Origin of the sequence: Streptomyces sp. NRRL S-646, from assembly GCF_000720765.1 — a bacterium.
Taxonomy (GTDB): Bacteria; Actinomycetota; Actinomycetes; order Streptomycetales; family Streptomycetaceae; genus Streptomyces.
This window is the reverse complement of the sequence record NZ_JODC01000011.1, coordinates 478899-492693: the sequence shown is the minus strand read 5'-3', so window position 1 is coordinate 492693 and position 13795 is coordinate 478899. Positions and strand designations below refer to the sequence as shown.

Annotated in this window: 13 protein-coding genes; 5 read left to right on the top strand and 8 right to left on the bottom strand. The window is 68.9% G+C overall.

Translation table 11 applies throughout. From position 1 onward, the window contains the following. Nucleotides 1-9 precede the first annotated feature (9 nt). Nucleotides 10-1569, bottom strand: a complete 1560-nt coding sequence (locus IH68_RS0131060; protein ID WP_030941596.1) for an FAD-binding oxidoreductase — start codon at nucleotides 1567-1569, stop codon at nucleotides 10-12. A gap of 334 nt (nucleotides 1570-1903) precedes the next feature. Between IH68_RS0131060 and pstS the strand changes: the two genes are divergently transcribed. From pstS to pstB, 4 genes are all read left to right on the top strand, one after another. Further along, a complete protein-coding gene (gene pstS, locus IH68_RS0131055) occupies nucleotides 1904-3028 on the top strand; it encodes a phosphate ABC transporter substrate-binding protein PstS (RefSeq protein WP_030941594.1) in 1125 nt (374 codons plus the stop codon). A 138-nt stretch (nucleotides 3029-3166) separates the two neighbouring features. Next, nucleotides 3167-4171, top strand: a complete 1005-nt coding sequence (gene pstC, locus IH68_RS0131050; RefSeq protein ID WP_030941592.1) for a phosphate ABC transporter permease subunit PstC — start codon at nucleotides 3167-3169, stop codon at nucleotides 4169-4171. After that, on the top strand, nucleotides 4168-5229 hold the full coding sequence (gene pstA, locus IH68_RS0131045) for a phosphate ABC transporter permease PstA (RefSeq protein ID WP_030941590.1): 1062 nt from the start codon (nucleotides 4168-4170) through the stop codon (nucleotides 5227-5229). The genes pstC and pstA overlap by 4 nt, the downstream gene beginning before the upstream one ends. 45 nt (nucleotides 5230-5274) lie before the next feature. Continuing rightward, a complete protein-coding gene (gene pstB, locus IH68_RS0131040) occupies nucleotides 5275-6051 on the top strand; it encodes a phosphate ABC transporter ATP-binding protein PstB (protein WP_030941589.1) in 777 nt (258 codons plus the stop codon). Between the two features lie 276 nt (nucleotides 6052-6327). Here the strand turns inward: pstB and IH68_RS0131035 are convergent, their stop codons facing one another. Next, the gene (locus IH68_RS0131035; protein WP_030941588.1) at nucleotides 6328-7326 is read right to left on the bottom strand and encodes an inorganic phosphate transporter; all 999 of its coding nucleotides are present in this window, start codon (nucleotides 7324-7326) and stop codon (nucleotides 6328-6330) included. Between the two features lie 7 nt (nucleotides 7327-7333). Continuing rightward, a complete protein-coding gene (locus IH68_RS0131030; RefSeq protein ID WP_030941586.1) occupies nucleotides 7334-7954 on the bottom strand; it encodes a DUF47 domain-containing protein in 621 nt (206 codons plus the stop codon). A gap of 224 nt (nucleotides 7955-8178) precedes the next feature. Here IH68_RS0131030 and IH68_RS0131025 point away from each other — a divergent pair, with 224 nt between their 5' ends. Continuing rightward, complete coding sequence (locus tag IH68_RS0131025) at nucleotides 8179-8526, top strand: metal-sensitive transcriptional regulator (RefSeq protein WP_030941584.1); 348 nt, start codon at nucleotides 8179-8181, stop codon at nucleotides 8524-8526. 23 nt (nucleotides 8527-8549) lie between these two features. On the opposite strand, the gene IH68_RS57315 is transcribed toward IH68_RS0131025, so the two are convergent. The 5 genes from IH68_RS57315 to IH68_RS0131000 form a co-directional block, all read right to left on the bottom strand. Further along, nucleotides 8550-8717, bottom strand: a complete 168-nt coding sequence (locus IH68_RS57315; RefSeq protein ID WP_199931950.1) for a hypothetical protein — start codon at nucleotides 8715-8717, stop codon at nucleotides 8550-8552. Between the two features lie 115 nt (nucleotides 8718-8832). Then, on the bottom strand, nucleotides 8833-9663 hold the full coding sequence (locus IH68_RS0131015; protein ID WP_030941582.1) for a hypothetical protein: 831 nt from the start codon (nucleotides 9661-9663) through the stop codon (nucleotides 8833-8835). Nucleotides 9664-9946: 283 nt separating this feature from the next. After that, nucleotides 9947-10369 carry an NUDIX hydrolase gene (locus IH68_RS0131010; RefSeq protein ID WP_030941581.1) on the bottom strand — a complete coding sequence of 141 codons (423 nt, stop codon included), beginning with the start codon at nucleotides 10367-10369 and terminating at the stop codon, nucleotides 9947-9949. A 52-nt stretch (nucleotides 10370-10421) separates the two neighbouring features. Beyond that, nucleotides 10422-11561 carry a CHAD domain-containing protein gene (locus IH68_RS0131005; RefSeq protein ID WP_030941579.1) on the bottom strand — a complete coding sequence of 380 codons (1140 nt, stop codon included), beginning with the start codon at nucleotides 11559-11561 and terminating at the stop codon, nucleotides 10422-10424. Then, nucleotides 11542-13776 (bottom strand): RNA degradosome polyphosphate kinase, encoded by a 2235-nt coding sequence (locus tag IH68_RS0131000; RefSeq protein ID WP_030941577.1) that lies wholly within the window; start codon nucleotides 13774-13776, stop codon nucleotides 11542-11544. The genes IH68_RS0131005 and IH68_RS0131000 overlap by 20 nt, the downstream gene beginning before the upstream one ends. Nucleotides 13777-13795: the final 19 nt, after the last annotated feature.

The following is a 13795-nucleotide window of genomic DNA, read 5'->3' as shown; positions in this document are numbered from 1 at the left end:
GCGGGGCGGCTACAGCGCCTGCGGGTACGTGAAGAAGCGGTTCGGGTCGTACTGGTTCTTCACCTGGGACAGGCGGGTCGCCGCATCCCCGTAGTACGCCTTCCGCCAGTCCGTCAGCGTCGGGTCCGTGTAGTTCTGGTAGGCCGCTCCCGAGGCGTACGGGCGCATTGCCTTGTGGGTGTTGGTCAGCCAGGTCTGGGCTGCTGAGCCTGTGGTGCCCGCGCGCCAGGACGCCAGGTACTGGGCCAGCATCCGGGAGCGGCGGTGGACGAAGGCCGTGGCGGTGGGGGAGACGCGGTTGACCGCGCCGCCCAGGGCCGTCAGCGCGATGCTGCCCGCGCCGCCCGGGACCGAGCTGACGTTCCGCAGCAGGGTCTGGATGCCCGCCGAGGAGATCGACCGGTCGAAGAAGTCCGAGCGGGCCGTGTAGGTCTCCCGGCCCAGGGCGCCCTGCGGGTTGCGGTTCGGGGTGGAGCCGGGGAGGTGGCACTGGGCCTCGGTGCGGAAGGACGAGCAGCCCGCGTATGCCTCCATCGCGCCCTCGTAGGTGTGCCGCTTGAGCGTTTCGCTGCGGGCCGGTGAGCCGACCGCGGAGACCAGGCGGTCGAGGGCGTTCTGCAGTTCTCCGTATGTACCGATGGAGAACGCCGCCACCGAGACGGTGGGCGAGCCGCCGTTCTCCAGGTGGCAGGAGGACCAGATCTCGTCGGGCTGGTCGGGGCCCCACTCCTGCCAGGCCTTCAGCACGGCGGCGGCCTTCGACCAGGGCCAGGTCAGATACGCGGAGACGGCCTGCGGTGCCGGGTGGGTCTTGAAGTGCAGTTCCGTCACGACGCCGAAGTTGCCGTTGCCCGCGCCGCGCAGGGCCCAGAACAGGTCCTTGTTCTCGGTCGCGTTGGCCACGAGCTGCTTGCCGTCGGCCGTGATCAGGGTTGCCTGGGTGAGGCTGTCGCAAGTGAGGCCGTACGCCCGGGAGACCACGCCGTGGCCGCCGCCCAGGACCAGGCCCGAGACACCGACCGAGGGGCAGGAGCCCGCGGGGATCGTCACGCCCTTCGCGGTCAGCGCCCGGTAGACGTCGATCAGCTTGGAGCCGGCGCCGACCACCGCCTGGCCGCCGCCCACCCGTATCTGCTTCAGCTTCGAGACGTCGACGATCAGCTTGCCGTTGCCGGAGGACCATCCCGCGTAGGAGTGGCCGCCGTTGCGGATCGCGACCTTGATGTTGTGGGCGCGGGCGTAGGCGAGGGTCGTGCGTATGTCGTCGGCGTGGGCGACGTAGGCCACGGCCGCCGGCTTCAGGCCGTCGAAGCGGGTGTTGTACAGCTGGTGGGCCGTGGTCCAGGTCGCCTCGCCCGGGCGTATCAGGGCGCCGTCGAGGTCGCGGGAGAGCGCGGTCCAGTTCGCGGGGGCTGCCGCGGCGGACTGGGACCTGATCGCCGTACCGGAGGAGGACGAGGACGACGACGAGGTGCTGGCGTCCGCGTCGGCGGACCCGCCCCTGCACGCGGCCGTGGCGACCGCCGCCAGTGCGGCCGCGCCGCCTCCCATGAACGTACGACGTTCCATGTTGCGCCTCCCGATAGCTCTCGGGGAACGAGACGGCTCGCCGACCACATGGGTTCCGGCGGAAGTGTCACTCCTGTGTCACCGTGGAGGGAGACACCCGCTGGGCCGGAACCTTCGTGTGCTCTCCCCGTAAGCGTTCCGTGACCTAACCACACCGTCGGCAGGGGTTCACCTGCCGTTCATTTCCGGCCGTAGGCGCCTTCACCTGGTCTGCCTAATTTCGGCCTTACGCGATGTGGGCCGTGCCTTGGGGAAGGTGCGTCCTCCGTCGCCAGGACTTCAACCTGCACGCCGCCGAATTCAGGACGGCGGCTCCTGGAAGGAACTCTTTCAAGTGAAGCTTCAGCGCATGAATCGGCGGGCCATCGCCCTCGGTGCCATCGCCGCGTCGAGCGCCCTGGTCCTCACGGCGTGCGGCTCGGACGACACCAGCAGCGGCGGCGGCGCCAGCGCGTCCTCGACGGGCAACGCCAGCTCGATCAAGTGCGACAACGCCAAGGGCCAGCTGCTGTCCGACGGCTCGTCTGCGCAGAAGAACGCGATCGACGCGTGGGTGGCGCAGTTCTCCAAGGCCTGCGGCGTGCAGATCAACTACAAGGCCGGCGGTTCCGGTGCGGGTGTCACCTCCTTCACCCAGGGCCAGCTCGCCTTCGCCGGTTCCGACTCGGCGCTGAAGCCCGAAGAGGTCACCGCCTCCAAGAAGGTCTGCACTGGCGGCCAGGGCATCGACCTCCCGATGGTCGGCGGCCCGATCGCGCTCGGCTACAACCTCTCCGGCGTGGACAACCTGGTCCTGGACGCTCCGACCATTGCGAAGATCTTCGACAGCAAGATCACGAAGTGGAACGACCCGGCGATCGCCGCGCTGAACAAGGGCGTCAAGCTGCCCGACCTCAAGATCCAGGCGTTCCACCGCTCGGACGAGTCCGGCTCCACGGACAACTTCACCAAGTACCTCAAGGCCGCGACGCCCACCAACTGGACGTACTCCGGTGGTAAGGCCTGGCAGGCCAAGGGCGGCCAGTCCGCCGCGCAGTCCTCCGGTGTGGCCGCCCAGGTCAAGCAGACCAACGGCGCCATCGGCTACTTCGAGCTGTCCTACGTCGCCGACGGCGTGAAGGCCGTCAGCATCAACACCGGTGCCAGCGCCCCGGTCGCCCCGAGCAGCGACAGCGCCACCAAGGCCATCGCCGACGCGAAGGTCGTGGGCGTGGGCAAGGACCTGTCGCTCAAGCTGAACTACGCGACCAAGGCCGACGGCGCCTACCCGATCACCCTGGTCACCTACGAGATCGTCTGCGACAAGGGCAACAAGGCCGACACCCTCCCGGCGACCAAGGCGTTCCTGCGCTACATCGCCTCCGAGGACGGCCAGGGCCTGCTGCCCAACCTGAAGTACGCCCCCATCCCCGCCGACATCAACGCCAAGGTCCGCACCACCATCGAGGGCCTGAGCTGATCTGAGTGCGGTCCGGTCCCGGGCCTGAAAACCCGGGACCGGACCGCATCGTCCGGTGCACCGCCGCCACGAGCCGTACGTCCCGTACGGCTTCGCAGAACCGCACCTCGCGTGAGGTTCCGCAGACCGGAGAACCCGATGGACACATCTACAGAGATATCTGACACGCCACCCCCCACCCCGCAGCCCACCGCCGAGCAGAAGCGCGCGGCTCGCGGCGCCACCCGACCCGGTGACCGGATCTTCCTCGGTCTTTCCCGCGGGTCGGGCATCTTCCTGTTGGTGATCATGGCCGCGATCGCGGTCTTCCTCACCTACCGTGCGTCCCTCGCCATCAGCAAGGACCACGGCAACTTCCTCACCACCTTCGAGTGGAACACCAGCATCCAGCCGCCGAGCTTCGGCATCGCGGTTCTGGCCTACGGCACGGTGGTCTCCTCGATCATCGCCATGGCCCTGGCGGTCCCGGTCGCGGTGGCCATCGCGCTGTTCCTCACGCACTACGCCCCGCGCAAGCTGGCCGGCCCGATCGCCTATGTGATCGACCTGCTCGCCGCCGTGCCGTCGATCGTCTACGGCCTCTGGGGCGCGCTGATCCTCGTACCGCACATGAACGGCCTCTTCGGCTGGCTGAACGACTACTTCAGCTGGACCGGCCTCTTCTCCTGGGACGAGGGCCCGGCGCGTTCGCTGCTCACCGTCGGCATCCTGCTCGCGATCATGATCCTGCCGATCATCACCAACGTGAGCCGCGAGGTCTTCCGCCAGGTCCCGCAGATGCACGAGGAGGCGGCTCTCGCCCTCGGTGCCACGCGCTGGGAGGTCATCCGCATGGCGGTGATCCCCTTCGGCCGCTCCGGTGTGATCTCCGCCTCGATGCTCGGCCTCGGCCGTGCGCTCGGCGAGACGATGGCCGTGGCCACCGTGCTCTCCCCGGACTTCCTCATCCACGGCAGCCTGCTCAACCCGGGTGGCGGCACCTTCGCCCAGAACATCGCCAGCAAGTTCGGCGAGGCGGACGAGTTCGGCCGTGACGCGCTGATCGCCTCCGGTCTGGTCCTGTTCGTCATCACCCTGCTGGTCAACGGCGCGGCCCGCATGATCATCGCCCGCCGCAAGGAGTACTCGGGGGCCAACGCATGAGCCACGCCGCCATCGCCGAAAAGCCCGCCAGCACCCTGCGCGGCGCCCGTCTGCCCAAGTGGTCGCCCTGGGTGATCGCTGTCGGCTCGATCGCCGTCGCGGTCGCCATCGGCCTGGGCGCCGGCCTCGACAGCAAGGTCCAGTGGGGCCTGCTCGCCGGGCTGATCTTCCTCCTCGCCACGTACGGCATCGCCGCGCGCGTCGAGGGCCGCCGACAGGCCAAGGACCGCATCGCGACCGCGCTGGTCTGGGTCGCCTTCCTGATCGCCGTCGTACCGCTGGTCTCCCTGGTCTGGACGACCATCGCACGCGGTGTGAAGGTCCTCAACATCTACTTCCTGACCCACTCGATGGGCATCGTCGCCGACTCCCAGCCGGGCGGTGGCATCTACCACGCCATCATCGGCAGCATCGAGCAGGTCGGCCTTGCCACGATCATCGCCGCGCCGATCGGCGTGCTCACGGCGATCTACCTCGTGGAGTACGGCCGTGGCGGCCTCGCCCGGTCCGTCACCTTCTTCGTCGACGTGATGACGGGTGTCCCGTCGATCGTCGCGGGTCTGTTCATCCTGTCGCTGATGCTGATCTTCGACATGGAGCCGTTCGGCTTCGCCGGTTCGATGGCCCTGGCCATCCTGATGATGCCGGTGGTCGTGCGCTCCACGGAGGAGATGCTCAAGCTCGTCCCGAACGAGCTGCGTGAGGCGTCTCTCGCGCTCGGTGTCCCCAAGTGGCGCACCATCCTGAAGGTGGTCCTGCCGACCTCGATCGGCGGCATCACGACCGGCATCATGCTGGCGGTCGCCCGTATCGCCGGTGAGACCGCTCCGGTGCTGCTGTTGGTGTTCGGAAACCGGTTCATCAACAACAACCCCTTCGAGGGTGCGCAGCAGTCGCTGCCGCTGTACATCTACCAGCAGTACGCGAACAGCGCAGGCGCGAACGCGGCGTTCGACCGGGCGTGGGCGGCCTCGCTCACCCTGATCGCCTTCGTGATGATCCTGAACCTGGTGGCCCGCGCCATTGCGCGCTGGAAGGCCCCGAAGACCGGTCGCTGACCGGCCGACAGCGACCGATCAAGACTTTCTGGAAGTGAAGCAATCATGGCCAAGCGAATCGACGTAAGCGGGCTCACCGCCTACTACAGCGCCCACAAGGCGATCGAAGACATCTCGATGACCGTCGAGCCGCGTTCGGTGACGGCGTTCATCGGCCCCTCCGGCTGCGGCAAGTCGACGTTCCTGCGCACGCTGAACCGTATGCACGAGGTCACGCCCGGCGGCCGGGTCGAGGGCAAGGTGCTGCTGGACGACGAGGACCTGTACGGACAGGGCATAGACCCGGTGTCCGTGCGCCGCGAGGTCGGCATGGTGTTCCAGCGGCCGAACCCGTTCCCGACGATGTCGATCTTCGACAACGTGGCGGCGGGGCTGCGGCTGAACGGCTCGTACAAGAAGTCCGAGCTCGCGGACGTCGTCGAGAAGTCGCTCAAGGGCGCGAACCTCTGGAACGAGGTGAAGGACCGCCTCAACAAGCCCGGTTCGGGTCTGTCCGGTGGTCAGCAGCAGCGTCTGTGCATCGCGCGGGCGATCGCGGTCGAGCCGAAGGTCCTGCTCATGGACGAGCCCTGCTCGGCGCTCGACCCGATCTCGACGCTCGCCATCGAGGACCTGATCGGTGAGCTGAAGGAGCGGTTCACGATCGTCATCGTGACGCACAACATGCAGCAGGCGGCGCGTGTCTCGGACCGTACGGCCTTCTTCAACCTGGCGGCGGTCGGGCAGCCCGGCAAGCTGATCGAGATCGACGACACGGAGCGGATCTTCTCCAACCCGTCGGTCCAGGCGACGGAGGACTACATCTCCGGCCGCTTCGGCTAGGCCGCCACGAACCCCTCGCGGTGCTGCATGGCGGTGCCACCGCGAGGACGATGAAGGGCCCGCCCCTGGCTCCCGGGGGCGGGCCCGTCGTCGTTCGGCACGTCCCCTGGGGGCTCCGCCCCCAGACCCCCGATCGGCCTGAACGGCCTTGTCCTCAAACGCCGGACGGGCTGAGATGGCTGGGCCAATCCAGCCCCTCCGGCGTTTGAGGAGCGGGGGTCCGGGGGCCGGCCCCCGGTACGGGACGGGTAGGGGCGGCGGGGGCGAGGAAACGCCCTACAGGAATGCCAGGTTGACCACGCCGAAGGCGCCCGCTGCGACCAGTGCCGCCGCCGGCATGGTGATGAACCAGCCCAGGATGATGTTCTTGGCGACGCCCCAGCGCACCGCGTTCACCCGCTTCGTCGCACCGACGCCCATGATGGCCGACGTGATGACGTGGGTCGTGGAGATGGGGGCCTTGAAGAGGTACGCGGTGGTGAACATGATCGAGGCGCCGGTCGTCTCGGCGGCGAAGCCCTGCGGCGGGTCCAGTTCGATGATCTTGCGGCCGAGGGTGCGCATGATGCGCCAGCCGCCCGCGTAGGTACCCAGGGAGAGCATGACCGCACAGACGATCTTGACCCAGACCGGGATCGGGTCGCTGTACGTCTGGTGGCCGGAAATCACCAGGGCCATCACCACGACACCCATGGTCTTCTGGGCGTCCTGGAGACCGTGGCCGAGCGCCATGCCGGCCGCGGAGACGGTCTGGGCGATACGGAAGCCGCGCTTGGCCTTGTGCGGGTTGGAGCGGCGGAACAGCCACATGATGGCCGTCATCACCAGGTAGCCGGCGATCAGGCCAACGACGGGCGAGGCGAACATCGGGATGACGACCTTGTCGAGCACGCCGTTCCACAGGACGTCCGTGCCGCCCGCCAGCGCCGCGCCGACCAGGCCGCCGAAGAGCGCGTGGGAGGACGAGGAGGGCAGGCCGAAGTACCAGGTGATCAGGTTCCATACGATGGCACCGACCAGTGCCGCGAAGAGGATGCCCATCCCCTTCGATCCGGCCGGGGTCTCGATCAGCCCCTCACTGACCGTCTTGGCCACTCCGTTGCCCAGGAACGCACCCAGCAGGTTCATCGCCGCGGCCATCGCCAGCGCCGCCCGCGGCGTCAGCGCCCGGGTCGAGACCGACGTCGCGATCGCGTTCGCCGAGTCGTGGAAGCCGTTCGTGTACGTGAAGAAGAGCGCGACCGCGATGGTCACGACCAGAGCGAAGGTGTCCATGGAGGGGTCAGGACTCCTTGACGGCGATGGTCTCCACCGTGTTCGCCACGTGCTCGAACGCGTCCGCCGCTTCCTCCAGTACGTCCACGATCTGCTTGAGCTTGAGCACCTCGATCGCGTCGTACTTGCCGTTGAAGAGATGCGCGAGCAGCTTGCGGTGGATCTGGTCGGCCTGGTTCTCGAGGCGGTTGACCTCGATCCAGTACTCGGTCAGATTGTCCAGAGTGCGGAGGTTCGGCATGGCTTCCGCCGTCAGCTCGGCAGCCCGCGCAAGGACCTCGATCTGCTGCTCGACGCCCTTGGGGAGTTCCTCGACGTTGTAGAGGACGACCAGGTCGACGGCCTCCTCCATGAAGTCCATGATGTCGTCGAGGGACGAGGCGAGGGAGTAGATGTCCTCGCGGTCGAAGGGCGTGATGAACGAGGAGTTCAGCTGGTGGAAGATCGCATGTGTGGCGTCGTCACCCGCGTGTTCCGCGGCCCGCATACGCTCTGCGATCTCGGCCCGGGCAGGTGCGTCCGCCCCGAGCAGTTCCATCAGGAGCTTCGAGCCCGTGACGATGTTGTCCGCGGAGGCGGCGAACATGTCGTAGAAGCTCGTCTCCCTGGGGGTCAGACGAAAGCGCACGTGGGGTCCTCGGGATGCTTCGGTTTCGGTCAGGCTGATGCTAGGCGCATCATCCGGCCACGGCTAATGGGCCGTCCCCCAGTGTCGCCCATCGGGCAGAGTGGTCGGCACGGGGGCCGTACGGAGGCCCGGTCCAGGCAAGGACCAAGGGCCGTATACCCAGCAAAGTTCGATACCATATACCCACCAGGGGTATATGTCCGCATGTCTTACGGGAGGACGCGATGACGACCACCGAGGCCGGCGCGACGGCGCCCTCCGACGACAGCACGCAGAACGTGACGAACACGACGCACGGCTACCACAAGCAGAAGGACGAGCACCTCAAGCGCCTGCGCCGGATCGAGGGCCAGATCCGCGGCCTGCAGCGGATGGTCGACGAGGACGTCTACTGCATCGACATACTCACCCAGGTGTCCGCCTCCACCAAAGCCCTGCAGTCCTTCGCGCTGCAGCTCCTGGAGGAACACCTGCGGCACTGCGTCGCCGATGCCGCGGTCCGCGGCGGTGAGGAGATCGATGCCAAGGTGGACGAGGCGACGAAGGCGATCGCCCGGCTGCTGCGCACCTGAACCCGCCGGTGCAGGGCCTCCGGCTAGTCGCCGGAGGCGTCGCGCTCTTCGGCCACTTTCAGCACCTCGTCGATGCTCTCCAGGCTGAGCCGGTCCTCCGCGGCCGAGGCCGCGATGATCAGCTCTCCGCACAGCTCGATCTCGGCGAGGGCCACGTGGTCCTGAACTGCCGTACCGCCGACCGGAGCCACGTGCATCACCTCATCTCTGCCGTTACCGACTTCCTAGAGTAGGGAGCGGCCTACACGCCGCGCATGGCACGGACGGGCTAGTTCTTGACGCCCGTCAGTCATCCTCCAGTACGGGCTACTGCTCGGCGATCTTCCCTGCGTAGATGTCCTTCGAGGCCGGAAGACGTACGTCGACGGGGGCCCCGAAGTCGTACAGCAGCGTCGTCGAGGCGACCGCGACGGTGCCCTTCTGGAGGCCGTTGACGAAGCGGAACCGGTGCCGGATCTTGCGGATGCGGCCCTGGTCGTCGAGGTAGACATCGAACGGGACCTCGGCCGTGGCGAACCCTTTCGCCGCCGCGGCGAGGGCCTCCCGGACGCCTTTCGAGGCGTGCCGCGCCGCTGTGGTGAGGTCGGCGGTGCCGCGGTAGTGCCGCACCTCGACACCGGCGAACTCGGTCCGGCCGAGATACGTCGCCCTGCGCGTCCCGCGCAGCAACTCGGCCGCGGCATACGGGTCGGTGGCGCCGCCGGTCACCAGGTTGCCGTCGGAGAGGGTGGCCGTGTCGACGCGCACCCACTTGTCGGCGGGCACTCCTGCGCCCCGGTTCTTCATGAACAGGGCGCCGGGCGCGAGGAGTTCGGTGATCGGGCGGTGGTCGGCGGTGCCGGACGGGTTCTGCGGGAGCTGCACCTTCAGCCTGCCGAGCTGCCGGCGGTAGTCGTAGTCGCCCTCGCCGCGGATGGTGACGCGGGTGCCGCCGATGGCCATCTCCATCGACGTGGTCGCCCTTGAACTGCCTGCTTCCACCAGGGTTTCGGCGGCGCGGTGCAGGGTCTCGACGGGATCGGAGGCGCGGGGGTCCTCGGCGGCGGACCCGGTGCCGGAGCATCCGCCGGCTCCCAGGCAGACACAGACCATGAGTCCTGCCGTGACGACCGTCCCCCTGTGCTGCCGCTCCGCCATCGCCTGCCTACCCCCAGCCGGTACGTCCGTCACGGGCCCCCTGTCGTTCCGGATAACGACGGGTGGGTGGGCTCGTCACGCGCATACCGGCTCCGCTGCCGGAGGCAGCTGATGAATGCAGCCGTGGGGTGGGTAACGTTGTCAGTGTGGCGCAGCACGAACATCGGACGACGACCGTCGAGCAGGGTCGCTTCTGTTTTGCCAGGTGCAGCTGCGGATGGCGCGGACCGGCCCGCAGAGCGCGCAGCCAGGCCCGGACGGACGCCGAAGGGCACGTGAGCCTTCAGGCGTGACGCAGCGTCGTCAGCAGTTCGTCGACGAGGGTGCGGTCGCGGTACTGGGTCAGCCGGCTGCGGGCCGCGGCGGGGGAGAGCCACAGGATGCGGTCCACCTCCGTGGTGGGGGTGAAGCCGCCCGAGACCGCCTCGGCCGCCCAGTAACGGACCTGTTTGGGGCGTCCGTTGGCGAAGTAGCGCAGGGTGGACAGCTCGGCGCCCGGCTCCGCAATGTAGCCCGACTCCTCGGCGACTTCGCGCAGGGCGCCCGTCAGGTGGTCCTCGCCCCGCTTCAGCTTGCCCTTGGGGTGGGACCAGTCGTCGTACTTCGGCCGGTGGACGAGGCAGATCTCCAGCTCGCCGTCGACCGGTGAGCGTCGCCACAGGACGCAGCCGGCTGCCTGGACGATGGTGTCGTTGGTGTGGGTCACGGGTGGGTCACCGCCTCCTTCGACAGGGGTTGAGGGCGCCGGGGTCACCGGCTCAGGGCGTGCTCACCGCCTGCTTCTGCCAGCACTGCTGGAAGGCGAAGCGGGCTGCCTCCACCTCGTGCCGCTGGTCCGCGTGGAGCACCCCGAGCGCGTACGCCGTCGCCGGGGCGATCCGGGGGGTACGGGCCGCCGAGGCCGCGGCCGCCGCCGCCTCCGAGGCGTCGCGGTGCCGGTCCAGGGCCTGGCCCGCGGTCAGCAGGCGGACGTCGATGGGGCCGCCGGTGCCGTGGAGGGCCTCGCGGGCATAGCGGTGCAGGCGCAGCAGCAGGCGGACCTGGTGCCAGGGGGCGTCCTGGGGGTGCGGGGACGGGTCCGGGGAGAGGCCGTGGATCAGGGCCTCCGCGTTGTAGGGGCTGCCTGCGGTGACGAGGGGGAGCGCGGTGATGGCGTCGGTCAGGCGCTCCTCGGCTGCGGTGGCGAGGGGGTGGAGGGGGGTGGTGGGGGTGAGGGGGACTTCGCTGGCGAGGACTGCGATCTTGTCTGCTACGGCGTGGAAGCGGGAGGAACCCAGGGCCTGGAGGGCGGTGCTGTGGGCTCGGGTGCGGGCCAGGGTCAGCTGGCGCTCCAGTAGGGCGCCTGCTTTGGCGGCGCCAACTGTCAAGTTCCCGCGGTCTGTTGTGGGCGTGGGGGGTGGGGGGCCCGCGTGGGACGGTGCCGCTTTCAGTGGGACGGGTGCCGCCCCAGCGGCACGACTGCCCGCAGCTACGTCGGCACGGCTGCCCACAACGGCGGCCGGTGACGCAGAGACAGCCGGCGTTGCAGCAGCCGTCTGGGCCGGGAATGCCGTCGCCCCCGACAACCTGTGCAGCGCCAGCAACAGCCGTTCCTGCCTTGCCGCGTAGGCGTGTTCCATGGCCAAGGTGCCGGACAGCCAGGCCAGTTCGGGCTGGAGGGACTCCGACCATTCCGTTTCCAGGAGGGGGCGGAACGTGTGCAGGCTGCCGCTGATGCGGCGGACCGAGCGGCGCAGGGCGCGGGCCGCGTCGACGGAGTCCTCCGTGCCGTTGCCGCTCGCACCGCCGGTTTCCCGGTGCAGCCGCAGGGCGCGGAGGAACTCCGTGGCCTGGGCCCTCAGGTAGCCCGCGAGGGCTTCGCCTGTGGGGACCGTCGGGTCAAGGTGTTGCTGTGCCACGCCGGCGCCTCCGGGCGTCTATGAGCATCTCCTGGATGTTTCGCAGGGGCCCGCCGTCCGCGTCGGTGGCGTGCCGGATCCACTCGCCGTCCGGGCCGAGGTGCCAGGACGAGGTGGTGTCGGACATGCCGGTCTCCAACAGCCGGTTCAGGGCTGCGCGGTGGGCCGGGTCGGTAACCCTGACCAGGGCCTCGATACGGCGGTCGAGGTTGCGGTGCATCATGTCGGCGCTGCCGATCCACACCTCGGGTTCGCCGCCGTTGCCGAAGGCGAAGACCCGGGAGTGTTCGAGGAAGCGGCCGAGGATCGAGCGGACCCGGATGTTCTCCGACAGGCCCGTGACGCCGGGGCGGATCGCGCAGATGCCGCGCACCCAGATGTCGACCGGTACGCCGGCCTGGGACGCTCGGTAGAGGGCGTCGATGAGGGCCTCGTCGACCATCGAGTTGACCTTGATGCGGATGAAGGCCGGGCGGCCCGCACGGTGGTGCTGGGCCTCCTTGTTGATCCGCGCGATCAGGCCGTCGCGCAGGGACTTGGGGGCGACGAGGAGACGGCGGTACGTCTCGCGGCGCGAGTAGCCGGAGAGGCGGTTGAAGAGGTCGGAGAGGTCCGCGCCGACCTGCGGGTCGGCGGTCAGCAGGCCGAGGTCCTCGTACAACCTCGCGGTCTTCGGGTGGTAGTTGCCCGTGCCGACATGGCTGTAACGCCGTAGCGTGTCGCCCTCCTGGCGGACCACCAGGGACAGCTTGCAGTGGGTCTTCAGGCCGACCAGGCCGTAGACCACATGGCAGCCGGCCTCCTCCAGCTTGCGCGCCCACTTGATGTTGGCGTGCTCGTCGAAGCGGGCCTTGATCTCGACCAGGACCAGGACCTGCTTGCCGGCCTCGGCCGCGTCGATGAGCGCGTTGACTATGGGGGAGTCGCCGGAGGTCCGGTACAGGGTCTGCTTGATCGCGAGGACGTCCTCGTCCTCGGCCGCCTGCTCCAGGAACGCCTGCACCGACGTGGAGAAGGAGTCGTACGGGTGGTGCAGCAGCACGTCCCGGCTGCGCAGCGCGGCGAATATGTCGGGCGCGGACGCCGACTCGACCTCCGCGAGGTCGCGGTGGACGCCGGCGACGAACTTCCGGTACTTCAGCTCGGGACGGTCGAGGCCGGCGACACGGAAGAGGCCCGTGAGGTCCAGCGGACCCGGCAGCGGGTACACCTCGGCCTCGCTGATCTTCAGCTCGCGGACCAGCAGGTCCAGGACCTCGCGGTCGATGGACTCCTCGACCTCCAGGCGCACCGGTGGCCCGAAGCGGCGCCGCATGAGCTCCTTCTCCAGGGCCTGCAGGAGGTTCTCGGCGTCGTCCTCCTCGACCTCCAGGTCCTCGTTGCGGGTGAGCCGGAAGGCATGGCTCTCCAGCACCTCCATGCCCGGGAACAGCTCCTCCAGGTGGGCGGCGATGACGTCCTCTATGGGGACGTAGCGGCCGGGGGAGCTCTCCAGGAAGCGGGACAGCAGCGGCGGGACCTTGACGCGGGCGAAGTGCTTGTGGCCGGTGACCGGGTTGCGTACGACCACGGCCAGGTTCAGGGAGAGGCCCGAGATGTAGGGGAAGGGGTGCGCCGGGTCGACCGCGAGGGGGGTGAGCACCGGGAAGATCTGGTGGCGGAACAGAGTGAACAGGCGGGCCTGCTCCTTTTCCGTCAGCTCGCTCCAGCGGACCAGGTGGATGCCCTCCTCCGCGAGCGCGGGGGCGACGTCCTCGTGGTAGCAGGCGGCGTGCCGGGCCATGAGTTCGCGCGAGCGGGCCCAGATCATCTCGAGGACTTCGCGGGGCTGGAGGCCGGAGGCGGAGCGGGTGGCGACACCGGTCGCGATACGGCGCTTCAGACCGGCCACCCGGACCATGAAGAACTCGTCCAGGTTGCTCGCGAAGATCGCGAGGAAGTTGGCGCGCTCCAGCAGCGGGGTGTTGGGGTCCTCGGCGAGTTCGAGGACCCGCTCGTTGAACGCCAGCCAGCTGCGCTCCCGGTCGAGGAAACGACCCTGCGGCAACTGAGGGCCGTCGTACGGCGACTCCTCGTAGGCATCGAGATCGGCATCGATGTCGGGTTCCAGGTCGGAGACCGCGGCGGCCACCGTGTGCGGGCGGTGCGCGGCGATGGAGCCCACGGAGGGCTGCGCGTGCTGGACCTGTGCCTGGGCGGTGTCTGGCTGACTCATGAACCCATTCTTCCGCGTT